Genomic DNA, 26,830 nt, shown 5'->3' with positions numbered 1-26,830 from the left:
ATCCCCATGATCGCCTCCCTCCCCGCCCTGGTTTCCCGCCTGCGCCTGAAGCAACTGCGCCTGCTCATCGCCCTGGATGAACAGGGCTCGCTGCACAAGGCGGCCGAAGAGATCGCCATCACCCAGCCCGGCGCCACCAAGGCGTTGAACGAGATCGAAGCGGCCTTCGGCGCGCGTCTGTTCAGCCGCACCAGCCAGGGCCTGGAACCCAATGACCTGGGGCGCTGCGCCATTCGTTATGCGCGGCTGATCCATACCGATCTGGCGCACCTGCGGGACGAGATGATCGGCATTCTCCAGGGCCAGGGCGGGCGCTTGTCGGTGGGGGTGGTGATGGGCGCGGTGCCGCTGCTGGTGCGCAGCCTGGAGCGACTGCGGGAGGCCCAGCCGGAGCTGTCTGTGGAGGTGGTGGAAGACACCAGCGCGCGCTTGCTGGGACTGCTGGACCAGGGCCGGCTGGACCTGGCCATCTGCCGAACCAGCGTCAGCCCTCGGCCGGATGCCTACGACAGCCATGAGCTGTATCAGGAGCAGCTGCGCGTGGTCGCCAATCCAGCCCACCCCCTGGCCAGCGCCACGCATCTGGACCTGGAGCAGTTGGCCGGCTACCGCTGGGTGGTCTTCCCGGCGAACATGCCGATGCGGCTGGTGCTGGAGCGCGAATTCAGCCAGGCGGGCCTGGAGTTTCCGCGCTACCCGGTGGAAACCGCGTCCACCTTCACCACGCTGATGCTGCTGCGCCAGGACCCGGACCTGATCGCCCTGATGCCTTCGGAAGTCGCCGACGCAGCGGTCGGCCTCGGCACCCTGACGACCCTTCCCCTGCAATTGCATTCCCGCAGTGAACCCTTCTCCGTGGTGGTGCGCCGCGGCGCCCCGCTTTCCCCACCGGCGCGCCTGCTATGGACCGAACTGGAGGCCGAAGACCAGCCCATTTCGGACTGACGCCGCCCTCGCACAGTGGAAATAGTCGCTATGCGGAAGTGTTCTGAGCGCTCACGGAAAGCGCTTGCCTGCTTGGACTAGGCTCCATCTCCAAGTCACTGCAACGGTGCCGTCACATGGCAAGCAGCACGAGGAAGCTGACCGCCGAGCTGGTCGCCCGCGTCGAGCGGATGGAGCCGGACCCGGGCCCCGAGCCCGGCACCCGGGAGCACACGGAAGCCGAGTTCGCGGCCATGGCCGAGGCACTCCTGGATGAATACCGCCCGACCGAACTCTGGGTGTTCGCCTACGGTTCGCTGATCTGGAACCCGGAGTTCGATTTTCTCGAGAGTTGCCGCGCCACCGCCTTCGGCTGGCACCGTTCCTTCTGCCTCACCCTCACCCGCTGGCGCGGAACCCGCGAGTTCCCGGCGCTGATGCTGGCCCTGGACCGGGGCGGCAGCTGCCAGGGCATGGCGTTTCGACTGCCGGCGCAGGATCACTCAGGGCAGCTGGCGCAACTGCTGGCCCGTGAAATAGACGCCAACCCGCCCACCAATGTGCCGCGCTGGATCACTGTGCGGACCGGGCAAGGGCTGTTGCGCGCCCTCGCCTTCGTCGCCGCCCGCGATGGCAACGCCTATGCGGGCCAGCTGCCGCCGGAGCGGGTCGCCCATGTGCTGGCGAGGGCCGCCGGCCACTGGGGCTCGGCGGCCCAGTACCTGTTCCGCACCGTGACCATGCTGGAGGAGCACGGCATCCGCGACCGCAACCTGTGGCGCATCCAGAGTCTGGTGGCGGACGAGATCGAAGACGCCGGCCTGGACGGGCATCAGGTCCCGGAAGCGCGTTTCATGCAGCGCTGATAACGCTCGTCCACCCGCTTGGCGAACCACTCGGTGGTGAGCTTGCGGGTAATTTTCGGGCTTTTCAGGGCAATACCCGGCATCACCTGGCGCGGCAGTTTGCGCCGCTCGCTCTTCTCGGCCAGGGCGAACGCACGCTCATACAGGTCGGTTTCCTCGAACTCCAGACTGTCGCCCTTCAGCAAGTCGCGGCGAATCGCCGAGTCGCTGAGGTCCAGCGGCTTCTGCAGGGCGCGCACCGCCAGCTCGGTGGAGCCGGCCTTGCTGGAGCCGTGGATGATCAGGTCGCCGTCCAGATCCAGGGAAATCCCCGAAGCCCGGCTCACGGCGTTCTGGAAGGCGGCATTGCGGCTGGCGTACCAGCCGGCATTGAAGTCGGCGAAGCGGTACAACGGCTTCGGGTAGCTGGCCGGGTAACCCAGCAGATGGGCGATGCCGAAATACAGGCCGCCACGCCGGGTGAAGACCTCCTGGCGGATGGAGCCCTTCACCGGATACGGGTAGTCCCGGGCGTTGGCTTCGGCGAAGGCAATGCTGACCTGCATGGGGCCACCGGTGTGCACGGGGTTGAAGCTGCCGAACAGCTTCTGGCCAAGGGGCACCACGCCGATGAAGTCGTCGAAGATGGCGCTGAGTTCCTTCTCCGTACGGACCCCGTTGAGGCGCTGGTCGTAGGTCTTGCCATTGGGCGAGTCGATCTTCAACGCGGAATTCACCAGAAACGCCGGCACATGCACGCGCCCGGCGCGGCGCAGGATTTCCTGCCGGGCGATTTTCGCCAGCCCCGGCACCTGCGGGTCGACCTGATAGGTGGATTCCTGCTCGGCCACTGCCAGTACCGCGCAGAGGTTGCTGGCGCTGGGACGGATGTCCTGGGCGGCGAAAGCGGCCTGGATGTCGGCTGCCCAACCCTGGCGGTCGGGCACCTTGGCCGGCATCAGCTTGACCACCTTGGCGCGCACCTCGGCTGGCGTCAGGGTGGGCTCCAGCGGGCGCTGGGTGCCGCAAGCGGCCAGGGCCAGTAGCGCGGCGAGGGTAATGAAGCGGGTAAAGAACGGGATCGGGGAGTTGTCCATGAAGGGGCTGCCTTGCGATTCATGCCGGCAGAACATGGCATGAAAAGCACGATCCGGGCCAGAAGCCACGGAAGGCCTATGGGCAGTCATCCGGACGGCTTCAGCGACTGGACGCTGCGCTACGGGAAAGGCCACGCTCTAGGACGAGGCTTTGGGACTCGGGACCAGAAGTCCAGCATTCTGAACACTCGTTTTAGATGCTGAACCGAAAAATATTTTCTCATCAAGCTATTTATTGTTTTAAATCAATAGCTTATCCATGAAAAACCGATAAAAATCGGCCATTATTTTTTACGTTTTCGGCTGACATCGTTTGACATATTTAACGGCTCTGGCAGGCTATATAGCAGGTCTCGACCGGAAATCGCCCCGACGATTGCCGGCAGTGCTCGAGATCTCAGGTAGCGCCAAACCTCACTGGCGCGCCTGCACAGCAACGATAGGCTGAGCCTGTCCCAAGGTGAAATATGTCCAACAGCAACATTGGCAATAAGAAACAGACCACTCGTAAACCGGTCGTCCTGATGTCCATGGGCGCCCAGGAACGCAAGGGCCACGACTACCAGGTGATGACCCACAAGTACATCGTCCCGCTGGTAGAAATCTCCGAATGCGTACCGGTCCTCGTGCCCACCTGCTGCGGCACCGAAGACCTCCAGCAGTACCTCGATATGGCTGACGGCGTGTACCTCACCGGTGCCGGCAGCAACATCGACCCGACCCTCTACGGCCAGGAAAATCTGACCCCCGAAAAGGGCCAGGACAAGGATCGCGACCTCTTCGACCTGCCGCTGATTCGCGCTGCCATCGAGCGTGGCCTGCCGATCTTCGGCATCTGCCGTGGCATGCAGGAAATCAACGTCGCCCTGGGCGGCGACATGTACCAGAAGGTCTACGCCGAGGCCGGCTTCAACGACCACCGCGAAAACCCGGAAGACCCGGTTGACGTGCAGTACGCCCCCGCCCACAGCGTTCGCGTGAAGGAAGGCAGCTGGCTGCAGAAGGTGCTGGGTACCGACACCATCCAGGTCAACTCGCTGCACGGCCAGGGCCTGAAGACCCTCGGCAAAGGCATCGAGGCCATCGCCCAAGCCGAAGATGGCCTGGTCGAAGCCATCCACGCGCCGAGTCTTTCGCCCTTCCTCTTCGCGGTGCAGTGGCACCCGGAATGGCAGGCGGCGAAGAACCCCGATTCGGTGAAGATCTTCGAAGCCTTCGGTGAAGCGTGCCGACAGCAGGTGGAGCGCAAGGCCAAGGGTAAGAGCTTCGACCACGCGGCCTGAGCTGAGGATACCCAGTCAGGGGGCTTGAACCAGCGGCCTGATACGCCGGTGGACGGAAGCCCACCCTACGGGGAGATCCCATGAAACAGCCCGGCAATTGCCGGGCTTTTTCATGCCCGCTTCAAAAGGCCCGCAAGCCAGAGGCTGACCAGCACCACCAGGCACATGCAGCCGAAGGCGAGCCAGGCGTTCGGCCAGAGCAGCGGCATGCCGAACAGGATCAGGCTGTCGTTTCCGCCAGGCACCAGGCTGGAGCCCAGCCCCATCAGCACGCCGCCGCAGAAGCAGTCCACCAGGGCGCGTGGGCTGGGCCAACGAAGTTGCCAGATCCCCGCCGTCCAGCCACCCAGCAAGGCCCCCGCGAACAGTGCCGGCAACAGCAGGCCGCGTACGCCCAACTCCATGAAACGTCCCGTGGCCAGCTCCGCGAGGACGTCCGTGTAGGCCCAGGCGCCAACGCAGACGAACAGCAGCAAGAAGGTGACGCCGAGAACGATGGTGGCGTGATGGGGCGACCAGATGGAGGCATCAGACGTTCCGTTGTAGCGGTTCCAGGCCAGCCAACCCAGCCGCGCCACCAGCGCCGCGATGATCATGGGCGCCAAGCCGATGGGTACCTGCTGCAACCAGTCCGGAATCGCCACCGGCATCGCGGAGGTCATGCCCAGGTTGCTGCCCGCCAGAGCGAAGCCGGTGAGAAAACCAAAGGGAGTCGCCAGCCAGGCCCACTGTCCGGAGCCGATCCGCGCCACCACGCCAAAGGCGCAGCCGCCATTGATGAACGCCCCCACGCCCAGCAAGGCGCCCCCCAGCGCGGCGTGCCAGTGCAGCGGAAAGCCCATGGGCACCTGGGGCAGGCGATCGAAGGCCCGCAACAGGACGAACCCGCCCAGTACCCAGAGGGAGGTTTCCAATAGGGCCCGCAGCCGCGTCCAGCGATGCTTCTGCACCACCTCCTCCAGCGCGGCCACCAGGCAGGTACCGCCACGCTGCACGGCAAAGCCCATCAGCAGGGCCAGAAGGACACTCGCCACCAGGATCACGCCCTCGCCCTCCGCAGACCGGGTCTTACGCCAAGCTTAGCGGCTGGTCGTCACGCAGGGCGCGCAGTTGGCCGAGCATCCAGGCGTGGGCGTCGCTGCGTGCGTACTTGGCGTGGCTGTAGATGCGCAAGGCGTAGGGTGGGATGTCGAACGGCGCCGGATAAAGCTCCACGCCGGCCACCTGTTGCAGGGTACGGGCGGCGTGCCCGGGTACGGTCATCAGCAGCTCCGTGGTGCCGACAATGAAGGGCGCGGCCAGCACGTTCGGCAGCTGAACCGCCACCTCCCGACGCAGGCCCATCCCTTCCAGCACGTGATCGATGACGCCGGTGGCCTCGTTCCAGGGCGTCACCACGACATGACGCTCGGCCAGATAAGACGCCAGGTCCAGGGCCCCACGTATGCGCGGATGATTGCGACTGGCGATGACCTGGTACTGGTCGATCAGCCAGTCCAGGGTTTCCACGCCGCCAGGCAACTGGTCGCGCCCCTCGCTGTAGCCCAACGCGAAGTCGATGCGGCCACTGGCCAGGTCCTCGATGGACACCTTGCGCTCCGACTGCACCAGTCGCACCCGAATGCCCGGCGCCTCCCGCTCCAGGCGCCGCATGAGCATCGGCAGCAAGGCGAAGGCCGTGTAGTCGGTTGCGGCGAAGGTAAAGGTGCGCTGGCTGCTCGCTGGCAGGAAGGGCTCCCACTGCCCCAGCCCCTCACCGAGAACCTTCAGCGCGACGGCCACAGGCTCCACCAGCAACTCGGCGCGATGGGTCGGGTGCATGCGGTTGCCCTGGCGGATGAACAGCTCGTCATTCAGCGCCTCCCGCAATCGGCCCAGTGCGTGACTGAAAGCCGAGGCGCTGATGGCCAGTTCAGCGGCGGCGGAGGTAACGCTGCGGTGTCGGTACAGGGCGTCGAAGGCGACGAGTAGATTGAGGTCGAGCCGGCGGAGGATGGAATGCATGACTTTCATTTTTCACTGAGATAAATGCACTTCATGCACTCTAGCAAAGGCTCTAGCATGAACGCTTCAACCCTAGCCGGAGCCCCACCGTGAATATCGAGATCCGCCCTGCCCGCCCTGACGACGCCCAACAGATCCTCGACTTCATCATCGAGCTGGCTGTCTACGAGCGTGCCGGCCACGAGGTCATCGCCAGTGTCGAGGACATCCGCCGCACCCTGTTCGCCGACAACGCCCCGTCCCGCGCCCTGATGTGCCTGAAGGACGGCCAGCCCGTCGGCTACGCGGTGTACTTCTACAGTTACTCCACCTGGCTGGGTCGCAATGGCATCTACCTGGAAGACCTCTACATCACCCCGGAGCAGCGCGGCATCGGCGCCGGTCGCCGGCTGTTGCGGGAGATCGCCCGGGAAGCCCGCACCAACGACTGCGGCCGCCTGGAATGGAGCGTGCTGGACTGGAACCAGCCGGCCATCGACTTCTACCACTCCATCGGCGCCCTGCCCCAGAACGAATGGGTGCGCTACCGCCTGGACGGGGACGCCCTGAGGGAGTTCGCCGAAAGCAACGGCTGAGTTGCACATTTCCATCCAGTCCCGCCCCGAAGCCCCGTGCTTCGGGCTGCATGTCGAGCGTCAGAAGAGCTCACGCGGGTCCGCAAGTCAGCCTGAACGCTGGCGAAAGACAGCACCTGTGCGAAAATGGCGAAATTGCAATAAATGATGTCGCTGGAGACTGTATGGAAATTCTGGATTACGAAGACAGCCTTGAAACCTATCTTGGCGAACTGAGCGGAAAGAAGGTCACGATAGTTTCCGCCCTCGCCAGCGGCACCGAGCCCCTGATCGACCAACTGATCGAAAACGACAACCAACTGGACATCGTGGTCGGCACCATCAACTCGCTGACCTCGCCCGACTTCATCGAACACTGCCTCAATGAGAACAACCCGGCCCTGGCGCTGGCGGTGGACTTCCGCTCCCACGCGAGCATCAACTGGAAGCTGATCCTCATCGAGCCGGACATCGTGATCCTCGGCAGCGCCAACTTCACCCAGGTGGGTGTGAGCCTGGTGCGCGACACCTGCGTGGTGACCACCGATGCCGCCCTGTACGACGCCTACCTGGCCAAGGTAGCGGCGCTCAAGGCAACCGAAGGGGTGCTGACCTGCGACCATTCGCTGGCCTTCGAGGAAGCGCTGGACACTTACAAGCAGAACCACCGCCGCATGCAGGCTGGCCTGGCGCGTACCGCCCAGTACCTGGACACCGAAGGCTGGCTCGGGGACGACAGCAACCAGAGCATTCCGCTGTTCATCTGGTACAGCGACCACTCGGAGCAGTCCGAGGACGAAGCTCGCAAGCACCTCAAGTCCAGCAGCGACGGCGTGGCCTGGGACGATGTCCGGGAGTTCTTCACCTATGAATGTGCCGAAGGCGCCCTGCCGTACGAGGAAGGCGACGTGGTGCTGACTGCGCGCTGCAACGGCTCGCACATCGGCTTCTACACCTTCGACCGCATCCTCTACCGCGACGGCACCTACTACATCTACGCCTACCGCAAGAAGCGCTACACCCAGCCGTTCAAGCTGGATGGCGACAAGGAACTGCTCAAGGAAGCCATTCCGCAGTGGTACGAAGACGGCCGCACCGAACTCAACCGCGGCGACATCCTGCGGGTCATTGGCTGACCCCGGAGACTGGAAGCTGCGCAGCCAGGAAGACTTGTAGGATGGCGTAGAGGGAAGCGAAACCCATCAGCGATGCTTCAATGGGTTTCGCTTCCCTCTAGCGGAACGCCGCCCGCCCCATCCTGCGTTCCTGTCTCGGGCGTCGGGTTTCCAACCCTCAGCGCTCGGAATTGTCCAACTGCTCGCGAATCCGCCGATTGAGCGCCGCGAGACGCTGGGTGACGTCTTCCGGCTCGTGGGGCCGGCTGGGGGCGCTCAGCTGGCGTGCGCACAGGTTGAGCGCAGCCAGCACCACCAGCTCGCTGCCGGTGACGTAGGGGAATTTCTTGTTGTTGGCGGATATCTCCGCCTGCAGCATCGCCGCCGCATCCCGCAGTACATGCTCCTCGCCGGGTGGCGCCTTGATGCTGTACTCGCGCCCCAGGATGCGCAGTACGCGGATGCCATCCCTGTTCATGCGCTAGCGCGGCTGTCGCTGACGCGGCGGACCAGGGCCTGCAGGCGCTCGGCGGTGGCGTTGTTCTTCTCTTCCTGTTCCATCATCGCCAGTTGCAGGCTGTCGTTGTCTTCGCGGGCCTTGCGCAGCTCGGCACGGATCCGGGCGTTGTCATCGGCGATCGCCTGGTTCTGTTGCAGCAGTTCGCTGACGAGCTCTTCGAGTTGTACGAGGGTGTTGTCCAGCATGGTCGTCTCCCGGACGGGTGAAAATGGCCGCGGAGGATAAAGAAAAGCCCCCTTTCTGGCCAGGAAAAATAGGGTTGCTCAGACAGGATGTATGCTGTCAATTCAATGGCTTAGCCAATGTTATTAATGTCAACAGACAGTATGAGCGGCACTCTTCCCGACGCGCGCGGCGGGTCGATGACGAGTAGAATCCCGCAGTGAAAAAAGGTTCCGAGGTTACAGCGGTGGAGTTACAGCAGGGGTTCGTCCTGACCCGGCATTGGCAGGACACACCCGAAGGGACGGAGGTCGAATTCTGGCTGGCCACCGACGCAGGCCCACGCCAGGTTCGGCTGCCCGTGCAGACCTCGGTGGCCTTTGTTCCCGCTGAACACCGCGAGCGCGCCGAGACGCTGCTGCGCGGCGAGAAGGACGTCGAGCTCCGCCCCCTCACCCTCTGTGACTTCCAGCACCGTCCAGTGCTGGGCCTGTACTGCAAGCACCATCGGCAGCTGATGCGCCTGGACAAGGCCCTGCGCAAGGCTGGCGTGGACGTCTACGAGGCCGACATCCGTCCGCCGGAGCGCTACCTGATGGAGCGCTTCATCACCGCGCCGGTCCTCTTCGGCGGCACCCCGGACGCCCGCGGCCTGCTGCTGGACGCCCAGCTCAAGCCCGACACCGACTACCGCCCACGCCTGAAACTGGTGTCCCTGGACATCGAAACCACCGAGCGCGGCGAGCTCTACTCCATCGCCCTGGAAGGTTGTGGCCAGCGCCAGGTGTACATGCTCGGCCCGGCCAATGGTGATGCCGGCGAGCTGGACTTCCAGCTCGATTACCGCGACAGCCGCGCCGAACTGCTGGAAGCGCTCAATGAGTGGCTGGCCGAGCACGACCCGGACGCCATCATCGGCTGGAACCTGGTGCAGTTCGACCTGCGCATGCTCCAGGCCCATGCCGAGAAGCTGAAGGTGCCGCTGCGCCTGGGCCGGGGCGGCGACCCCATGGGCTGGCGCGAACATGGCAGCGGCAACAACCACTACTTCGCCGAGGCCGCCGGGCGGCTGATCATCGATGGCATCGAAGCCCTGCGCTCGGCCACCTGGAGCTTTCCGTCCTTGAGCCTGGAGAACGTCGCCCAGACGCTGCTCGGCGAAGGCAAAGCGATCGACACGCCCTACCAGCGCATGGACGAGATCAACCGCATGTTCGCCGAGGACAAGCCCGCCCTGGCGCGCTACAACCTCAAGGACTGCGAGCTGGTCACGCGCATCTTCGACAAGACCGGTCTGCTCGACTTCCTCCTCGAACGCGCCACCGTCACCGGCCTGCCCACCGACCGCAGCGGCGGCTCGGTGGCGGCCTTCACCCACCTCTACATGCCGCTGATGCACCGCCAGGGCTTCGTTGCCCCCAACCTCGGCGAGAAGGTTCCCGAGGCCAGCCCCGGCGGCTTCGTCATGGACTCGCGCCCCGGCCTCTACGAGTCGGTGCTGGTGCTGGACTACAAGAGCCTCTACCCGTCGATCATCCGCAGCTTCCTGATCGATCCGGTGGGGCTGATCGAAGGCCTGCGCCAGCCGGACGACGAACACTCGGTACCGGGCTTTCGTGGCGCGCGCTTCTCGCGCACCCGGCATAGCCTGCCGTCGATCGTGGAGCGTGTCTGGCAGGGCCGCGAGGCGGCCAAGCGCGAGGGCAACAAGGCCCTGTCCCAGGCGCTGAAGATCATCATGAATGCCTTCTACGGGGTGCTCGGTTCCAGCGGCTGCCGCTTCTTCGACCCGCGCCTGGCCTCCTCCATCACCATGCGCGGCCACGAGATCATGCGCCGTACCCGCGAGCTGATCGAAGCCCAGGGCTACAGCGTGATCTACGGCGACACCGACTCCACCTTCGTCTGGCTCAAGCGTCCCCACGGGGAAGAAGAAGCCGCGCGCATCGGCCGCAGTCTGGTGCTGGTGGTCAACCAGTGGTGGCGCGAACACCTGATGCAGGAATACGGCCTGGAAAGCGCCCTGGAACTGCAGTTCGAAACCCACTACCAGCGCTTCCTGATGCCCACCATCCGCGGCGCCGAGGAAGGCAGCAAGAAGCGCTATGCCGGCCTGGTGGCCCGCGCGGACGGTAGCCAGGAGATGGTCTTCAAGGGCCTGGAAACGGTACGCACCGACTGGTCGCCGTTGGCCCAGCAGTTCCAGCAGGAACTCTACCAGCGCATCTTCATGCGCCAGCCCTACCAAGACTATGTCCGCGACTACGTGGCCCGCACCCTCTCCGGCGAACTGGACGACTTGCTGGTCTACCGCAAGCGCCTGCGCCGCCAGTTGGACGACTACACCCGCAACGTCCCGCCCCACGTCCGCGCCGCACGCATCGCCGACGAGTTCAACGACCGACAGGGCCGCCCACGCCAATACCAGAACGGCGGCTGGATCAGCTACCTGATCACCGTCAACGGCCCCGAACCGTTGGAAACCCGCTGCTCCGCCATCGACTACGACCACTACCTGACCCGCCAGCTACAGCCAGTGGCGGACGCCATCCTGCCTTTCGTGGGGGATGATTTCGTTTCGCTGATCGATCGGCAGATGGTGTTGTTCTAAAACGGATCGCAAGCGATTCCCGCACTAATTATGGGAGCTGATTCATTCGCGATATGACCGAAAGGCAGCCGTTCCGTCTGCTTGGCGAATGAATTCGCCCCCACAAAAAAGCAGCTCGTAGGATGGGTCGGGCGGCGTTCCGCGAGCGAAGCGAAACCCATGCAGTCGGGCTCGATAGGTTTCGCAGAGGCGCCGTTCTCCTCAGGGCATACTTGCCTGGCAAGCGCCCTTCTCTGGTCTCAGGCTGATGTCGACACGCCGGTTGGCGGCGCGGCCTGCTTCGGTTTCGTTATCGGCAATCGGCTGGCTCGATCCGTAGCCCCGCACGGCGAAGCAGTCGTCGGGGACGTCACCCATGCTTTGCATCCAATCGCGAACCGCCTCGGCACGGCTGCGCGACAACTCCAGGTTCTGCTGGGTGTCGCCCGTGGCATCGCTGTGCCCGGCAATGACAATCACCCATCCGGGCTGCGCCTTGACCGTAGCCAGGGCCTTGATCAGCATCTTGGTCGACTCCGACTTCAACTCGGCGCTGCCGGAAGCGAACAGCAATTGGTTGTCCAGGCGTACCGGCCCGGGAACGCCAACCTGAGCGGATTCGGGTGTCCCCACCCATTCTGGCAGCCAGCCCCACCACCACAGCGCACTCAACAGCATCACAGCGACGGAACCCGCCAACAGCCAGAGGAGGACACGCCGCCCACGGCGTCCCGTTGCGGGCGCAGGGGCCGAGACCATGGCGATTTCCAGCTCGACGACAGTGGGCGCCGTTGGATCGGCGCTGGTCGCAAGCACCTGATTGACGGCCGGGGCGGCGTCGCCGAACGGCACGCGCACAATCACGCGGCCTGCCTGGGAAATCGTCGCGACGCCACGTTCCAGGCGTATGGCAAGTTTTTCTACCTGCTGGCGCAACGCCCGCAGCGGCACGGGCGGCGGTTGCAGATGCTGGCCAAGACTCTCCTCCACCCCCGCCAGCTCCGCATCCAGACGACGGGCCGCCGGCAACTCTCTCTCGCCGACCTCCAGTCCTCGCAGCAGCGGCTGCAACTGCGTGAACAGCCAGGCAAGAATGTCCGTGCGCTCCTGGAGTCTCAGAGGCCATAAGCGATCCCATCCGCTGGCCAGCAATTGCGCCAGCAGCGCCATGCCATCGGCCATGCCCGAGAGACCACGCCGATGGCTGAGCGCCAGCGCGAAGAAAGCAGCCGTCTGCAGGTCACCACCGCTCTCCCGCAACAGTTCCCGGCACCACTGCTCGACCTTGTACCAGTCGACGTCCGGGCGGGCGGGATGATTCAGTTTCGACAGCTCCTCGCACAGCGCGGCGAACTCGCTGCGTCCGCGCGGATCACCGGCTGTATGTATTCCGAGTTCACTCATGACGCTCATTTCCTTTGGCATTCACAAGGGTCTACCGCGACAGGTAATGCTGCCGTTTGAGGTGACGCACCAGTACCTTGCCCTCCGGCGCGAGGGTGGCGCCGAACGTCGTTTGCTCTCCGCTCTTCAGGCGCATGTCGAGGCTGTATTCCAGGTGCCCCGGCTGGGACTGCGGCTGTAGCTGAATACGCAACGCCGCCAGACGCGGCTCGTACCTCAGCAGGGTGTTGCTCATCGTGCTCATCAACCCGTGCGCGGCGGCGGGCAGCCCCTGGAGAATCTGGCTCATGTCAGGCAGGCCGTAGTCCGGCAGATGGCTGAGCGCGCCGGCCCGGCTGTTGAGAATGCGCTGGACGTTATCGAGCACCGACAGGATGGCCTGGTCCTCTTCCCGCACCTGGTGCAACTCCAGCTCCCCGCTGAAGTTCTGCAGGAGCATTTCGTAGAGCGATGGATTGTGCTCGGCCATCGGTCACTCCCTGGGCATCGGGCGCAGGGTCAGGCGGTTGTCGGCGAGCTCCACCACCCGCGGGCGATCCGGGTCCAGGTCATCCCGCGCCAGCACCAGCCGCCAGCTGTCCTTCGCCCTATCCGGCTGGCGAAACAACGCCATCACCACGACGACCTGCGCAGCCTGGTCCATCGGCACACTCAGCTGCGCGCCTTCGCCGGGCCTCACCACCACGGCCCGTTCGTCCAGCAGGTCGGCGCCCAACAGGGTGTTGCTGTCACTCAGCAGGCGGTCGTAGGAGGCCTTCCCGAAGGCCTTGCCATCGCGCAATTGATAGACGCGCACCAGGGTCGGCACGGCAAGTGCGGACATGTCCTGGCTGTCGGTGTTGATCGCCGCACGGCCACTGAAATCCAGATGCAGGGTCATCACCTGCTTGTAGAAAATCGACCTGGCGATGGACGCCGACGTGTCCTCCACACTCTGGTACAGGCCACAGCCGCCAACCAGCGTCCCCAGCATGGCCAGCAGCAATAACTTAAAAACGGTACGCGACATGCTGTGTCTCTCTTTCCTTGGGATTATTCCGCAGGCCCTGGTAACGGCCCAGTTCGATCGTGACGGCGCCCTGCTCGTCGGCTCGCCGACTGCTGCCCAACCCCAGCACCCCGGTCATGCCAAGCAGTACCGGCGCCCGCCCGAGTACCGGTTGCGGCAGACAGTGCTTCGGCAGCGACAGCTGCATCCGAGCCGTGCAACGCCAGCCGAGGTAAACGCGCAACAGCGCCAGCAGATCGCCGTGCAGCCGGGCGCCCGGCAACCAGCCCAGCGCCTCCTCGGGATCTTCGGTGAACAACACCAGGAGCAACTGACTGTTGGCATCGCGGCCAACGCTTCCCAGGGGTGTTCCCTGGGACAGACTCACCGGACGGCTGGCCGACAGACTGGCCGGCTGCGTCAGCGGTATGCGCTGTGGCCAGTGCGGTGTAACGCGCGCCTGCGTATGCGGCGCCAGCAGCTTCACCAGCGCCGACACGCCTTCGGCATTGCGGGTGGGCAGACGCATCACACCCAGCAGCGCGAGGAAGCGCGAGATGGGCGTCGCGACATGCTTGGCCGTACCCGGAATGCCCAACCCGATCAGTCCCAGCAGGCACTGGGAGGCCGCATCGGCCCCACCCGCCTCAAAGGTCGCCGGGTACGAATACTTGCGCCAGATCCGATACAGCTGGGTGAATACACGGTGATTGAAGATATCGAGGAAGGCCTCCAGGGCCTCATGCCCCTCGCGGCGCTGCGCGATGTCGTCCACGTAGGTGGTCGGCAGGGGCGAATCCACGCCATACAGGCCCAGCAGGCGCGTACGCACCGTGGCCGGGCGTAGCGGTTGCTCGGCGTCGGTCTCAATCGTCCTCAGCTCTCCTGCGGGGAACGCCATTCCAGGGTCCGGACGGAAGCGCACCGGGTCGTCCGCCAGGCGCGCGGTACTGCCCAGGGGCGGATGACCCGGCAGCGCCTGCTCCAGCAGTTGGCAGAAGCGGTACAGGTTGGCTTCAGCCACCCGCCCCTCCAGGGCTTGCAGCAGTCCGCTGGCTTTCAGCCGGGAATACGCTGACTGTGGTTCTCGTTCCATCGCAGGCACTTACCGGTGGGTTGAAGGACCAGCGTGAGCTGGTTGAACAGGTGGAGATCGGCGTAGAGCGCGAAGAAGCGGCTGAGCATTTCACCGAACAGGCTGATGTCGCCCTCACCGGAAAAGCCGTTGGCGTCCAGCGTGACTTCGATGGCTACCCCGCGCAGCAGAAAACCCTTCTCGAAGCGCTGGATGAGGTGATGGCGAACCTCGACTATGGCCTCCAGGCGCCGGCGGTTCAGCTCGCTGCCGGTCCAGTCGTAGAGCGCCAGGGTGCCACGCAGCACCTCGGCGTTATCCAGCATGGGGAGGAAGTTCGACCCCAGGTGGCTGAGCACCCGCCAGTGGAAGCGGTCGCGATTGGGCGGGTAGCACGGCAGCGTCGGTGCGCACAGGTTGCGCACCCGCAGGCCCGCCCGGGACGATTGCACCAGGGTATCGAGCAAGGTGCTCTGCAACGCCTTGCGCGGCAACTGGCCGTTGGTGCCGGTCAGGCGTAGGGACAGGCTTTCCTCCGCCAGCAGGCGGTCGGTGTCGAACCCCTCGCCGCCGAGGATCAGCCAGGTATCGTGCAAGCCGTTCGCGCCGCGTTTGACGCGGGTATGGAAATAACGCTCCGGTGCGTCGTCCCGCAGCATGCCGCCCTTGTGCCGGAAGCTGGTGAAGGGGACGTAATCCTCGCGCTCGGCATTCTTCGAGGCGGTGACCCGGTCCACCGAATAGATCTCCGTATGGCCGTCCTGCAAGCGCATGGGACGCAGCAGGTAGTCGCTTTGCAGGGGGGCCAGCCGCAGCGGATCGGCCTCCAGCGGAAACAGATTGATCACCGGTACGGCGTGCAGGCGGAGGTGCTCGGTGCGCGGCTCGAAGTCGTGCGGCCAGGCTTCGGCCAGCACCACCTCCAGCTCGAACCAGGACGTGCCTTCCGGGACGTTCAACCGCTCCAGCCCGTGCAAAGTGACGAACATGAACTTCTCGCGGAAGCTGAAGTACTCCAGCAACAACTGATAACCACTGAAGGCGCTGTCGCCCTTGGGCCACAAGCGATCGTCCTCGGCGAACCCCTTGGCGGCGAAATAGCCATCCAGCGCCATGCGCTCCGGCGTGCCGGGCAGACGCACATAAAGGGCCTGCGCATGCCGGGTCAGCGCCAGGTGCAGCGCGCTCGCCAACGGTGCTTCAGCATTCAGGTACAGGGGCAGGCGGCTCAGGTCCATGCCGGCGTGCAACAACCAATTGGTGACGGAATGCCCGTAGCTGCCCGGCCAACACTGCGACGTCGGCGTGTTCTCCCGGATTGATGATGTAGAGAACGCAGAGCTGACCACCCCAATGCGATCGATACGCCAGGATGCTTTCGACCATGCGCGGCAAATGTTCGGTGCTCGCCACCCGCAGATAGCAGCCCTGCGACGTGATGCGCAGGGCGACCTTGTCGGCGCCTGTCGTCTCGAACAGCCCCTGCAAGCCATCACCACAGACCAGGACTACCGGCTGGCGGTATGTCGCTGGAGGGAGGGACATATCATTGGCCAGCGAAAAAGCCTGGCGTCGCCAGGCGGCTCGCCGCCCCGCCCGGCGCCACGCCAGGTACAAAGCGAGCGCGATAGCCAGGGCACCACATGCGCGTTGCCAACCTGTCAGCGGAACGATGAGCAGCAGCGCCAAGGCAAGCACGGCTGCCCATATCCAGAGGCCTCGCGTCAGCTTCAACGTCATTCGGCCTCCTCACACCCTACCGGGCAGGAGCGAGGAAATCGCGTCGCCCAGCAGATAGTTCAGTCCCCACCAGGCGCCAACGAGCAGCACTGCGACCACGAGGCATTGCATGAACGGGGAGCTCAGCCAGCGCCGCACGCGGAAACCGCCAACGCGACCGACGCGTGAGATCAGCGCATGGCGAGTGACCAGGGGCGCAACCCGCGTACTCAAGACACGCAGGAGTTGCTCGCGCTCAGGGTGTTGAAGATCGCTGTAGCGTCCCTTGAATCCCAACATCAGAACACGTTGGAACGCTGTCATGACGTGCAGGTCCGGTGCCGGTTCGCGAAGGACTTCATGCATGTCCTCATAAAGGAATTCCCCCGCCTGGTGGCGGTTGAAGAACTTCGCCTGCAAGGGTTCAGCCGCCCAGTCGGCATGGGCTTCTTCCTTGGCAAAGCCGAGCACCGTTTCATCCAGCAATGCACATTGGGCGTAGCTGATGTGATCGACGCTGCGTTGGCTCATTCCGGCATCCTTGAGCCGTTGCCGGACTTCCTCGACCTGGTTCGAACAACGCTTCCACAGGTCTCTGCCACTCCCTGCCGTAGCGCCCCCACGCAGCTCCACGACCAGCAGGTAGCTGTCCTGCAACAGCGCGTCGACATCGACAGCAGACAGCGTCTGCGCTTCGGTTTTCAGGCTCATGTGCGCAGCACCGCGAACAGCTCCAGCTTCGCATCGATCAGCGTGGAGGGGACGTAGAAAGCGCAGACGCCTTCGGCCAGCATGGCCTGCCCTTTGGGATGGCCGAGATCCAGCGCGAAGTACTGGTTCTCCAGGCGCAACGGGATGGCGGCTGGAACATGGCTGAGCGGCTGCAACGGAATGCCATCGAGCGCCGCATTGACCAGATGATCGACATCATCCGGGGTGCCGACCTTACACAGACGCGGGAGTTGGTTCTGCAGCTGTGCCGCCGACAAGCGCGAACGTACGGACAGGTAGAAATCGGCGCCGTCCGGTTCGCGCAAGCGAGGGTCGTTGAGCTCGACCTTCCAGCGGTTGGCGCCATTCTCTTCCAGTACCAGCGCGATGACGCGTGACGGCAGGCTGGCTTCGAGCAAGGTCGATATCGTGCTCATCAGTGGCGGGAATACCGCCTCCAGATGCGTGTGCCGATAGGCCGGAATCTTCTCGACGTCGTGCTCCAGCGAGAAGGTCAACAGGCTGCCGGCGAGTTTTGCCAGTTCCACGTAGACCTGTTCGGGATGGCGTGCAGGATGAGCCTTAAGGTCGGCCAGAATCGGCTGATAGGTATTGAGCGCATTGAGCAGCCAGAACAGCGAAACGTCAGCCACGGCGAAGTCGGCCATTCGCTGATTGCTTTCCCGACGCATGCCCATAAGGCGCTGGCGCTTGGCAGACAACTGCGTCAGCAGGTTGTCCAGCTGTGTCAGCAGGCCCGAATGGGCGGCGAAACTCAGCAGCGGCGGCACATAGCTAGGGTCTACCGTCCAACCGCCCTCCGCACCGCGCGTCAGACGCGCGATCGGACAGGTCAGGTAATCACCATTGTCGTCACTGGCCAGACGCAGGGTGAGTTGGTGTTCCATCACGCTGATCGACTGGCTTTCATCGCCGTACAGGTCCTGCACCTCACGCCATTCCTGGCGATAGCGGGTGGGCCGGTCCTCCTGGCCGCCGTCGAGGATGCAGTTGTTGCCATTCCCCTGCTCCAGCGGTAAAGCCAGCAGCAGGCTCGCGCTCCGGACGTCATCGGCCAGCACGCGGGACAGCTCCTGGGCCGGCGGCAGGCGGTCGACCCGGTCCGTGTCGATCAGGGTGCCGTCGGGCATACGCACGTGCAGCCGTGATGCCTTCAGTTTTCCCAGTCGCAGCGCGTCCGTATCGAACGCTACCGCCAGCACTCCCCAGGGATGGACCAGGGAGAGGTGAGCAAGGCATTCGTTGGTCCATGCCTCCCAGCGCGCCTGCTGCTGGAATTGCTGCGGGGACAGCAATGTCCCCGCAGCCCATAGGGGGCGGTCGATGTTCATGACGTCGTTTCCTATGGGATGGCTCAGGCTTTGGCCTTGGGCATCTGCGAAACCAGCGACAGGTTGACGTCCATGCCTTCCACCTGGAAATGCGGAACGGCATAGAGCTTCACGCGGAAGAAGCCGGGGTTGTCGTCGATGTCTTCCACCGTCACCTTGGCGTCGCGTAGCGGGTGCGAGGCCTGCAGGTCGTCGCTCGGATCGGTCATCTCGGTAACCAGTCCGCGAATCCAGTTGTTCAGCTCCAGTTCGAGCAAGCGGCGATCCTTGGTGGTGCCAATGTTCTCGCGCTGGATCAGCTTGAGGTAATGGGCAATTCGCGACAGCAGGAAAATGTACGGCAGGCGCGCGTTGATCCGACTGTTGGCGGTGGCATCCACCGTCTCGTACAGCGCTGGCTTCTGCGCCGAGTTGGCAGAGAAGAAACAGGCGTAATCGCGGTTCTTGTAGTACGAGAGCGGAATGAAGCCCAGGTTGGCGAATTCGAATTCGCGGGTTTCCGGGATCATGACTTCCGAGGGAATCTTCACCTGGTTGCCGGTCCCCAGGTCGTAGAGGTGAATGGGCAGGTCGGTAACCGCTCCACCTGCCTGCGGACCACGGATCTGTACGCACCAGCCGTTGTTGATGAAGCTCTTCACCATGTTTGCGGCAAAGGCGAAGGAGGCATTGGTCCAGAGGTACTTGTCATGATCCGGGCCCTTCACGCTTTCGACATAGTTGAAACCGCGAACCGGAATCGTGTCGGGACCGTAGGGCAGCCGCCCCAGCACACGTGGCATGGTCAGGCCGATGTAGCGCGCGTCGTCGGAGTCGCGGAAAGACTTCCACTTCAGGTACTCGGCACGCTCGAAGTAGTTGCCGATGTCCTTGATCGCCGCCACTTCCTCCATCGACTCCTTGCCGAAGAAGGCCGGCCCCACCGAACCGATGAAAGGCATGTGAGCGGCCGCCGCCACTTTCGAGATGTTGCGCAGCAGGGCGATATCCTGCGGGTTGCGATCGAACTCGTAGTTGGAGATAGCTGCCGCGATCGGCTCGCCGCCGGGTGTGTCGTATTCCTGGATGTAGGTGTGGGCGTACAGGCCGCTCTGGGCAATCTCCGGTGCGTCCTCGAAATCCTGCACCAGATGATCCTTGCTGATGTCGAGCAACTCGATCCGTACGTTCTGGCGGAAATCGGTCTGATCGACCAACGACTTGACTCCACGCCAGGTGGACTCGACCCGCTGGAAGTCAGGGTGATGCATGACGGCATCCAGCTGCCGGCTGATCTGCTCGTCCAGCTTCGCGATGTGTTCATCCAGCAGGCTCTTGTCGAGACGCTCGACCTTCTGCGAAGAATGTTTGAGCAGATCGAGAAAAACACTGACCGCTGCGGTGACACGTTCATCAGCGGACACTTCCGACAAAGCATCGGTGCTCTGGAAAACTTCGATATCGGTCAGAGCCGCTACCGGACTGAGGTTGATCTTGTCGAACAGCGCGGCGTAAACGCTTTGCCCATCACGGCTCAGCACGTCGGCGCCCAGGGTTTGTGCAGCAGTTCCTTCTACGGACATCTTCTTCTCTCCAATTCATCGAACCAGGACGTTCAGCGGTCTTGCGGGGCGAGTGCGGCCAGTTCGTCGCGCAGTTCGCTACTGAGCGCGTCATCCTTGAGGATGCGTTCCAGCTCGCGGCGGAAAGTGACGTTGTCCAGCAGGTTCGACTTGAGGTCGCGCAGCAGATTGCGCATGGCCAGCAGGGCTCGCAGATCGGGTAGCTGACGTGCAACCTGCTCGGGCTCGAAGTCCTTGATATGGCGGAAGGACAGTTCGATGTTGGCCTGCGAGCCGTCATCGGCCAGCGTGTTATCCACGGTGAGTTTCAAACTCGGATGAAAATCAGCCAGCACGCCGTTGAAGTTGTTCTTATTGATATCAATCCTGCCGCGCTCGGAGAGCGGGCGATGTTCTTGCCCATTGCTATAGTCACCCATCATCAAAAGTTTCAGCGGCAATTCGACTTTCTTCTGGGCACCACCAGTGTGCAGATCAAGCTTTATATTGACCCGAGCCTTTGGAACTTCATTCTGAAAGCTATCTAAGGACATCGAAATACTTCCCTATATTGTGTCTTTGTTTTTTCACATCAAAACGGCAAGCCGCGAAAGCAGCGCGACAGACCGCTCAAAACCCCATGCAAGAAGTTTTTAACCCTCAAAAAAGGACTGAATCTCGAACCCGTGAAAACCTAAAACAAAAAGCAAAACCAATTGAAGACTTCTCGAGCAAAAAAGAAATCACCACCAAACGGTCGGATTAATCCCACATAAACAAACATAAAAATCAGACAAGCCTGCCCATCCACGCCACAAAAACCACAAGAACTGGATGCACAGGAAATAACCCGCAAACACGCAAACTTATTTGTCGTGCGTTAGGCATGATCCCAACTCGGAGGATCGCCATTGACGTGCGTGCCCGGTCACCTCCGATGTGGAAAGCCAGTCGGATTTCGTTCGGGTGGTCTCAGCGATCAGACGCTGTATGCGAAGGCGGTGATTGGCTGGAAGCACGCATCAAGGGGTACTCCCAGGGGCGGCTTTGGGAGCAGATCAGGAATCTGACTTCCCCAGAAAAGCGGATAGGTCGTCCGTGATGGAGAGCCCTGGGCCGCTCCTGCGGACCGGTTAGCGATTGAAATCACCCCCACAGGGGACCGGCCTGGTCGCTTTTCTGTGGGGAGAATTCATTCGCCATGCAGCCGGAACGGCTGCCCTGCTGGATCGACTTAGATGGAAATCAGCCCATGCTCCAGGGCGTACTTCACCAGCGCGGCGGGGGTGTCGATGCTCAGCTTGCGGCGGATGCTGAGGCGGTAGGTTTCCACCGTGCGCACGCTGATATCCAGTTCGCGGGCCACTTCCTTGTTGTTCAGGCCCTTGGCGAGCATGGACAGCACCTGCAGCTCCCGCGGAGTCAGTTCGTTCTCGTCGCGGACATTAGTGGCCAGTTTGCGGGCGATTTCCGGGCTGTAGAAACTGCCGCCGGCGACTATGGCCTCGATGGCGGCGATCAGTTCGGTGGAGGGCGCGTTCTTCAGGACGTAGCCGAAGGCGCCGGCATTGATGGAGGTGCGCACGTACTCCTGGTTGTCGTACATGCTCAGGATCAGAATCTTGATGCCCGGATAGAGGCTGCACAGCTCGCGGGTCAGCTCCAGGCCGTTCATGTCCTTGAGGCCGATATCCACCAGCAGCAGGTCCAGCTCGGTGGACGCCACCAGTTCCAGCGCTTCGGCACCCGATTCGGCCTGGGCCACCACTTCGAAATGCGGCAGGGCCGACAGCAGGGATTTCACCCCATCGCGCACCAGCACGTGATCGTCGATCAGCGCGATTCGGATGGGTTTGGCAACGCTCATTACGGCCCCTTGGTTCGTATGGATAGCGAGCCATTCAAGCTCTTTGCACGGGAATCTCGACCTGCAGTTCCGTACGGCCGGGAGAAGAGAAGATGCCGAAGGCACCCCGGTGGTGGTCGACCCGCTCCCTGATGTTGCGCAAGCCGATTCCGTGGCTTCTGTCCATCAGTCCGGGATCGAATCCTACCCCGTTGTCTTCGACGCAAAGGGAAATGGACCCCTTCGACGTGGAAAGCGAAATTATAGCGGCGCTGGCTTTCGAATGGCGCTCGATATTGCCCAGGGCCTCCTGGATGATGCGGAACAGCGTGACGGACACTTCCTTGTCCACCTGTGCGTCATCCAGCTCGCGCTCGTACTGGGTGCGAATGGCGGTGCGCTGCTCGAACTCGCGCACCAGCTGGTCGATGGCCGGCGACAGGCCGAGGGTGTCCAGCAGCGACGGCCGCAGGTCGTGGGAGATGCGCCGGACCTCGCCGATGGCCTCGCCCAGGCGCGCCGTGCCCGCGCGCAGGTTCTCCAGCCCCCTGCCCTGCCCGTTCTCCAACTCCAGGCTGGCCAGCTCGAATTGGAACTTGATGGACACTAGTTGCTGACTGATGCCGTCGTGCAGCTCGCGGGAGACCCGCGAACGCTCTTCTTCCTGGAGGTGGACGATGCGCTGGTTGAGGGCCGACAGCTTGCGGTCGGCCAGCCGATGCTCGGTGAAATTCAGCATCAGACCGCCGGTGAACACCACCAGCACCGCGACCAGGGCGAAGGAAGCAATCGCCAGCACCGTGGTCAGCACGCCCGAGGCCACCTCCTGGCGAGACTTGAGGGTGGCCACTTCGACGTCGTCAATGTAGATGCCGGTGCCCAGCATCCAGCCCCAGCGGTCCAGCATCACCACGTAGGACAGCTTCTCCGTCACCAGCCCGGTGGAAGGTTTTTCCCAGGCGTAGAGTTGGTAGCCGTCGCCATTCTGGGCGCTTTCCAGCAGCGCCTGGATCACCGGCAGGCCGTTCTTGTCCTTCATGCCGATGAGTTCCTTGCCCACCAGGTTCGCCTGGCGGGGGTGCATCAGGTTCTTGCCGTGGCGATCGTAGACGAAGAAGTAGCCATCGAGGCCGAAGCTCGAGCGCGACAGGATGCGCAGCGCCTGCTGCCGTGTCTCCGGGTCATCCCGGCCGCTGTCGTACAGCGGAGCGATCTGGCTCAGGGCGAGGCCGACATAGTTCTTCAGCTCGGCCTTCTTGGCCGCCATGATGCTGCTCTCCACCAGCTTCGCCTGCTGCTCCTCCAGCTTCCGGCTCTGGGCGAAGACCAGGACGCAGATGAAGAGCACCGAAACGATGAGCGGCAGGACGCCGAGTATCACGATCTTGTACTTGAGTTGCATGGTCACTTGCCTGAGTGCGCCCCACGGCGCCGCAATCATGAGGGACGAAATTCGCCACGCAGGCCGACGGTTTGTCCGTAGGAACCCTCCGCCAGCCTGAAATCACCCTCTTCCTCGCCGATAACGAGGGGGAAAATCACACCTGGGCCGCCTCGAAGCCCGCACGGATCTTCTCTTCCGGCAGTTCGTCGCCGATGAAGACCATCACGCTTTCCTGCGCCTCGCCTTCCTGCCACTCGGTGTCCCAGTCGAAACCATAGAGTCGCAGCACGCCCTGGAACACCAGGCGGCGCGGCTCGCCGTCGATGCAGAGCACGCCCTTGTAGCGCAGCATGGAATTGCCGTGCTCTTCCAGCAGCCCTTCCATGAAGGCGCTGAGCTTGTCCATGTCCAGGGGACGCTCGCTTTTCAGCACCAGGGTGCCGATGCGGTCCGGGGTGCCGGCAGGCTTCAGCGCGCGCAGGCTCAGCGCCGGGCCGACGTCGGCATTGAGGTTGAAGCCGCGCACGTCCAGCAGTTCGGCGAGGTCAATGCGGCCGTGGTCCACCACACGGATTGGAGCACGGCGGTTGATGCGCGAGAGACGCTGGCAGAGGGCGTCGAAGTGCACCTCGCCGACCAGGTCGCGTTTGCTGACCAGGATGCGGTCAGCGAAGCCCACCTGGGCCTGGGCCATGGTTTCCTGCAGGTGGCGCTCGGCGTTCACCGCGTCCACCAGGGTGATGATGCCGTCCAGCACATAGCGCTCGCAGAGCTCCTCGTCGGCGAAGAAGGTCTGTGCCACGGGAGCCGGGTCGGCGAGGCCGGTGCATTCGATCACCAGGCGGTCGAAGGCCAGCTCGCCGGCGTCCAGACGCTCCAGCAGGAGGAACAGCGCCTTCTCCAGCTCCACGTGGATGGAGCAGCAGACGCAGCCGTTGGCCAGGGTCATCACCTGCACCGGCTCATCGCCCAGCAGTTGGCTGTCGATAGGCGTTTCGCTGAATTCGTTCTCGATCACGGCGATCTTCAGGCCGTGCTCGGCCTTGAGGATGTGCTTCAGCAAGGTGGTCTTGCCGGCACCAAGGAAGCCGCTGAGCACGGTGACGGGAATGGGGAGATGGGCGGGCATCGGGGCAATCCTCGAAATCAGTCGCGTAGGGTGGACCACGCTTCGTCGGTCCACCCGCGGAGTTCGGCCAGGCCACCAAGGGTGAACATGACAAGCGATGTCCACCCTAGGGGTACATGGCAACTGTTGCAGGCGCGGAAACAAGAGCGCCACGACAGGCGTGGCGCTCAGGTTACCGCAATGAGGGTTCAGCAGCAGCGTACGGGACGTCCGTTGCCGCCGCCGTAGCGGGCGTCCTGCCGCTCGCGGAAGAACTCCTCGTAGGACATCACCGGTTTGTCCGGATGCTTATTGCGCATGTGCTCGACGTAGTTGTCGTAGTCGGGCATGCCCACGAGCATGCGGGCGGCCTGCCCGAGGTATTTCCCCATGCGGCTCAGGTCATTGAACATGCTCGCGGTCTCCTCAAGCGTCCGGAATCGGCTGGAACGGCGATTCCTTGTCGGTGCGCTCGGACTTCATCCAGGCGCTGCGCCCTACCTTGATGGCGTAGAACAGCACGCTCAGCACCACGAAGAGGAAGAGCACGGTCAGGGTCGCGTTGGTGTAGGCGTTGAAGATTACGTGCTGCATCTGGCCCATGTCCTTGGCCGGGGCCAGGATCTGGCCGGCGGCTGCAGCATCGCTGTACTTCTTCGCCAGAGCCAGGAAGCCGACGGCCGGGTTCGGGTCGAGCAGCTTGATCAGGCCCGCGGTGGTGGTGCAGATCAGCAGCCACACGGCCGGCACCAGGGTGACCCAGATGTAGCGCTGACGCTTCATCTTGATCAGCACCACACAGCCCAGCATCAGGGCGATGCCCGCCAGCATCTGGTTGGAGATACCGAACAGCGGCCACAGGGTGTTGATGCCACCCAGCGGATCGATCACGCCCTGGTACAGCAGCCAGCCCCAGAGCGCCACGCAGCCGGCGGTGCCGATCACGTTGGCGGTCCAGGAGTCGGTCTTCTTCAGGGCCGGGACGAAGTTGCCCAGCAGGTCCTGCAGCATGAAGCGCCCGGCACGGGTGCCGGCGTCCACCGCGGTGAGGATGAACAGCGCTTCGAAGAGGATCGCGAAGTGGTACCAGAAGGCCATGGTGTTCTCACCCGGCAGCACCTGGTGGAGGATCTGCGCGATGCCCACGGCCAGGGTCGGCGCACCGCCGGCACGGGCCAGGATGCTGTGCTCGCCGATATCGGTGGCGGTCTGCTGCAGCACTTCCGGGGTGATGGCGAAGCCCCAGCTGCTGACGGTGGTGGCGACGGCGTTGACGTCGGTGCCCACCAGCGCGGCCGGGCTGTTCATGGCGAAGTAGACACCCGGCTCGATCACCGAGGCGGCGACCATGGCCATGATGGCGACGAAGGACTCCATCAGCATGCCGCCGTAGCCGATGTAGCGGGCATGGGTTTCGTTGGCCAGCAGCTTGGGCGTGGTGCCGGAGCTGATCAGCGCGTGGAAGCCGGACACCGCGCCGCAGGCGATGGTGATGAACAGGAAGGGGAACAGGGTGCCCTTCCACACCGGGCCGGTGCCGTCGACGAACTGGGTCAGGGCCGGCATTTTCAGCTCGGGGGCGATGACCAGGATGCCGATGGCGAGACCAACGATGGTGCCGATCTTGAGGAAGGTGGACAGGTAGTCGCGCGGAGCGAGGATCAGCCACACCGGCAGCACGGCAGCCACGAAGCCGTAGCCGATCAGCATCCAGGTGATCTGCACACCGGTGAAGGTGAAGGCCGGGCCCCAGACCGGGTCGGCGGCCACTACGCCGCCGAGCCAGATGGAGGCCAGCAGCAGCACCACGCCGATGATGGAAATCTCACCGATGCGGCCCGGACGGATGTAGCGCATGTACACGCCCATGAACACCGCGATCGGGATGGTCGCCATCACGGTGAACATGCCCCACGGGCTTTCGGCCAGGGCCTTGACCACGATCAGCGCCAGCACGGCGAGGATGATGATCATGATCAGGAAGCAGCCGAACAGGGCGATGGTGCCCGGAACCCGGCCCATTTCCTCGCGGACCATGTCGCCCAGGGAGCGGCCATTACGACGGGTGGAGAGGAACAGCACCATGAAGTCCTGCACCGCGCCGGCCAGGACCACACCGGCGATCAGCCAGAGGGTGCCGGGCAGGTAGCCCATCTGCGCGGCGAGCACCGGGCCCACCAGCGGGCCGGCGCCGGCGATGGCGGCGAAGTGGTGACCGAAGAGGATGTGCTTGTTGGTCGGAACGTAGTCCAGCCCGTCGTTGTTCAACACCGCAGGCGTTGCACGGGTGGGATCGAGCTGCATCACCTTGTTGGCGATGAACAGGCTGTAGTAGCGGTAGGCAATGAGGTAGATCGCAGTTGCAGCAGTAACGATCCAGAGGGCGTTGATGGCCTCGCCTCGACGCAGCGCCACTGTACCCAGCGCGAATGCGCCCAGCAGGGCAACGGCGAACCAGGCAATTCGGGTAGCCAGTTGGGTCATTGAATGGTCTCCTGCCGCTGGGGATTACCTGCGGCAACTATTGTTGTTGTCTATGCCCGGATTAGGGCAGCCGACACTATCGGCGCCCAGCGCCCGCGGAGACATTCGCACAACTACGAAAGAC

At 63.5% G+C, this 26,830-nt stretch carries 25 protein-coding genes and 1 pseudogene; 6 read left to right on the top strand and 20 right to left on the bottom strand.

What is annotated here, in order from left to right; translation table 11 throughout:
• Nucleotides 1–6: 6 nt before the first annotated feature.
• Nucleotides 7–945, top strand: a complete 939-nt coding sequence (locus TQ98_RS10730; protein WP_044875409.1) for a LysR family transcriptional regulator — start codon at nt 7–9, stop codon at nt 943–945.
• A 116-nt stretch (nt 946–1,061) separates the two neighbouring features.
• Nucleotides 1,062–1,790: a gamma-glutamylcyclotransferase gene (locus tag TQ98_RS10725; RefSeq protein ID WP_044875408.1), complete on the top strand. Its 729-nt coding sequence runs from the start codon at nt 1,062–1,064 to the stop codon at nt 1,788–1,790.
• On the opposite strand, the gene TQ98_RS10720 is transcribed toward TQ98_RS10725, so the two are convergent.
• Entirely contained in the window at nt 1,757–2,866 is a 1,110-nt protein-coding gene (locus TQ98_RS10720) for a DUF1615 domain-containing protein (RefSeq protein ID WP_044875519.1), read from the bottom strand. The genes TQ98_RS10725 and TQ98_RS10720 overlap by 34 nt on opposite strands.
• A gap of 467 nt (nt 2,867–3,333) precedes the next feature.
• Between TQ98_RS10720 and TQ98_RS10715 the strand changes: the two genes are divergently transcribed.
• Nucleotides 3,334–4,149 (top strand): type 1 glutamine amidotransferase, encoded by an 816-nt coding sequence (locus TQ98_RS10715; RefSeq protein WP_044875407.1) that lies wholly within the window; start codon nt 3,334–3,336, stop codon nt 4,147–4,149.
• Between the two features lie 110 nt (nt 4,150–4,259).
• On the opposite strand, the gene TQ98_RS10710 is transcribed toward TQ98_RS10715, so the two are convergent.
• Together TQ98_RS10710 and TQ98_RS10705 are read right to left on the bottom strand one after the other, a co-directional pair.
• On the bottom strand, nt 4,260–5,183 hold the full coding sequence (locus TQ98_RS10710) for a YeeE/YedE thiosulfate transporter family protein (RefSeq protein ID WP_242443084.1): 924 nt from the start codon (nt 5,181–5,183) through the stop codon (nt 4,260–4,262).
• A 34-nt stretch (nt 5,184–5,217) separates the two neighbouring features.
• The gene (locus tag TQ98_RS10705) at nt 5,218–6,153 is read right to left on the bottom strand and encodes a LysR family transcriptional regulator (RefSeq protein WP_044875405.1); all 936 of its coding nucleotides are present in this window, start codon (nt 6,151–6,153) and stop codon (nt 5,218–5,220) included.
• An 89-nt stretch (nt 6,154–6,242) separates the two neighbouring features.
• Between TQ98_RS10705 and TQ98_RS10700 the strand changes: the two genes are divergently transcribed.
• Together TQ98_RS10700 and TQ98_RS10695 are read left to right on the top strand one after the other, a co-directional pair.
• Nucleotides 6,243–6,728, top strand: a complete 486-nt coding sequence (locus tag TQ98_RS10700) for a GNAT family N-acetyltransferase (protein WP_103102935.1) — start codon at nt 6,243–6,245, stop codon at nt 6,726–6,728.
• 164 nt (nt 6,729–6,892) lie between these two features.
• A complete protein-coding gene (locus TQ98_RS10695) occupies nt 6,893–7,843 on the top strand; it encodes a hypothetical protein (protein WP_044875402.1) in 951 nt (316 codons plus the stop codon).
• A 157-nt stretch (nt 7,844–8,000) separates the two neighbouring features.
• On the opposite strand, the gene TQ98_RS10690 is transcribed toward TQ98_RS10695, so the two are convergent.
• Nucleotides 8,001–8,300: a cell division protein ZapA gene (locus TQ98_RS10690; protein ID WP_044875401.1), complete on the bottom strand. Its 300-nt coding sequence runs from the start codon at nt 8,298–8,300 to the stop codon at nt 8,001–8,003.
• The gene (locus TQ98_RS10685) at nt 8,297–8,527 is read right to left on the bottom strand and encodes a hypothetical protein (protein WP_044875400.1); all 231 of its coding nucleotides are present in this window, start codon (nt 8,525–8,527) and stop codon (nt 8,297–8,299) included. Before TQ98_RS10685 ends, TQ98_RS10690 begins: the two co-directional genes overlap by 4 nt.
• 224 nt (nt 8,528–8,751) lie before the next feature.
• On the opposite strand from TQ98_RS10685, the gene TQ98_RS10680 reads away from it, so the two are divergent.
• Nucleotides 8,752–11,115 carry a DNA polymerase II gene (locus TQ98_RS10680; RefSeq protein WP_044875399.1) on the top strand — a complete coding sequence of 788 codons (2,364 nt, stop codon included), beginning with the start codon at nt 8,752–8,754 and terminating at the stop codon, nt 11,113–11,115.
• 201 nt (nt 11,116–11,316) lie between these two features.
• Here the strand turns inward: TQ98_RS10680 and TQ98_RS10675 are convergent, their stop codons facing one another.
• The 15 genes and pseudogenes from TQ98_RS10675 to TQ98_RS10610 all read right to left on the bottom strand — a co-directional run bounded on the left by TQ98_RS10675 (nt 11,317) and on the right by TQ98_RS10610 (nt 26,706).
• A complete protein-coding gene (locus TQ98_RS10675) occupies nt 11,317–12,498 on the bottom strand; it encodes an OmpA family protein (protein WP_052659277.1) in 1,182 nt (393 codons plus the stop codon).
• Between the two features lie 31 nt (nt 12,499–12,529).
• On the bottom strand, nt 12,530–12,967 hold the full coding sequence (tssE, locus tag TQ98_RS10670; RefSeq protein WP_044875397.1) for a type VI secretion system baseplate subunit TssE: 438 nt from the start codon (nt 12,965–12,967) through the stop codon (nt 12,530–12,532).
• 3 nt (nt 12,968–12,970) lie between these two features.
• Complete coding sequence (gene tssJ / locus TQ98_RS10665; RefSeq protein WP_044875396.1) at nt 12,971–13,507, bottom strand: type VI secretion system lipoprotein TssJ; 537 nt, start codon at nt 13,505–13,507, stop codon at nt 12,971–12,973.
• Nucleotides 13,488–14,582 carry a type VI secretion system baseplate subunit TssG gene (tssG, locus tag TQ98_RS10660; RefSeq protein ID WP_044875395.1) on the bottom strand — a complete coding sequence of 365 codons (1,095 nt, stop codon included), beginning with the start codon at nt 14,580–14,582 and terminating at the stop codon, nt 13,488–13,490. The genes tssJ and tssG overlap by 20 nt, the downstream gene beginning before the upstream one ends.
• A pseudogene (gene tssF, locus TQ98_RS10655) lies at nt 14,546–15,805 on the bottom strand (type VI secretion system baseplate subunit TssF); the annotation flags it as partial. The gene tssG and the pseudogene tssF, both read right to left, overlap by 37 nt.
• Nucleotides 15,762–16,301 carry a hypothetical protein gene (locus TQ98_RS27590; protein ID WP_146036002.1) on the bottom strand — a complete coding sequence of 180 codons (540 nt, stop codon included), beginning with the start codon at nt 16,299–16,301 and terminating at the stop codon, nt 15,762–15,764. The gene TQ98_RS27590 and the pseudogene tssF, both read right to left, overlap by 44 nt.
• A gap of 9 nt (nt 16,302–16,310) precedes the next feature.
• Entirely contained in the window at nt 16,311–16,991 is a 681-nt protein-coding gene (tssL, locus tag TQ98_RS10650) for a type VI secretion system protein TssL, short form (protein WP_044875394.1), read from the bottom strand.
• On the bottom strand, nt 16,988–18,343 hold the full coding sequence (tssK, locus tag TQ98_RS10645; protein WP_044875393.1) for a type VI secretion system baseplate subunit TssK: 1,356 nt from the start codon (nt 18,341–18,343) through the stop codon (nt 16,988–16,990). The genes tssL and tssK overlap by 4 nt, the downstream gene beginning before the upstream one ends.
• A gap of 23 nt (nt 18,344–18,366) precedes the next feature.
• Nucleotides 18,367–19,905, bottom strand: coding sequence for a type VI secretion system contractile sheath large subunit (gene tssC, locus TQ98_RS10640; RefSeq protein ID WP_044875392.1), 1,539 nt, complete (start codon nt 19,903–19,905; stop codon nt 18,367–18,369).
• 32 nt (nt 19,906–19,937) lie between these two features.
• A complete protein-coding gene (gene tssB / locus TQ98_RS10635; RefSeq protein WP_044875391.1) occupies nt 19,938–20,438 on the bottom strand; it encodes a type VI secretion system contractile sheath small subunit in 501 nt (166 codons plus the stop codon).
• A gap of 680 nt (nt 20,439–21,118) precedes the next feature.
• Nucleotides 21,119–21,751 carry a response regulator transcription factor gene (locus TQ98_RS10630; RefSeq protein WP_044875390.1) on the bottom strand — a complete coding sequence of 211 codons (633 nt, stop codon included), beginning with the start codon at nt 21,749–21,751 and terminating at the stop codon, nt 21,119–21,121.
• A gap of 34 nt (nt 21,752–21,785) precedes the next feature.
• Nucleotides 21,786–23,132 (bottom strand): cache domain-containing protein, encoded by a 1,347-nt coding sequence (locus tag TQ98_RS10625; protein WP_044875389.1) that lies wholly within the window; start codon nt 23,130–23,132, stop codon nt 21,786–21,788.
• 136 nt (nt 23,133–23,268) lie between these two features.
• Nucleotides 23,269–24,243, bottom strand: coding sequence for a GTPase (gene yjiA / locus TQ98_RS10620; protein WP_044875388.1), 975 nt, complete (start codon nt 24,241–24,243; stop codon nt 23,269–23,271).
• A 188-nt stretch (nt 24,244–24,431) separates the two neighbouring features.
• Nucleotides 24,432–24,635, bottom strand: a complete 204-nt coding sequence (locus TQ98_RS10615) for a YbdD/YjiX family protein (protein WP_044875387.1) — start codon at nt 24,633–24,635, stop codon at nt 24,432–24,434.
• Nucleotides 24,636–24,648: 13 nt separating this feature from the next.
• Nucleotides 24,649–26,706: a carbon starvation CstA family protein gene (locus tag TQ98_RS10610; RefSeq protein WP_044875386.1), complete on the bottom strand. Its 2,058-nt coding sequence runs from the start codon at nt 26,704–26,706 to the stop codon at nt 24,649–24,651.
• Between the last annotated feature and the right edge of the window lie 124 nt (nt 26,707–26,830).

The sequence above is a fragment of the Pseudomonas sp. LFM046 genome (genome assembly GCF_000949385.2).
In the GTDB taxonomy this organism is placed as follows: domain Bacteria; phylum Pseudomonadota; class Gammaproteobacteria; order Pseudomonadales; family Pseudomonadaceae; genus Metapseudomonas.
The sequence above is the reverse complement of the archived record's forward strand: the minus strand, read 5'-3'. Positions and strand labels throughout refer to the sequence as shown.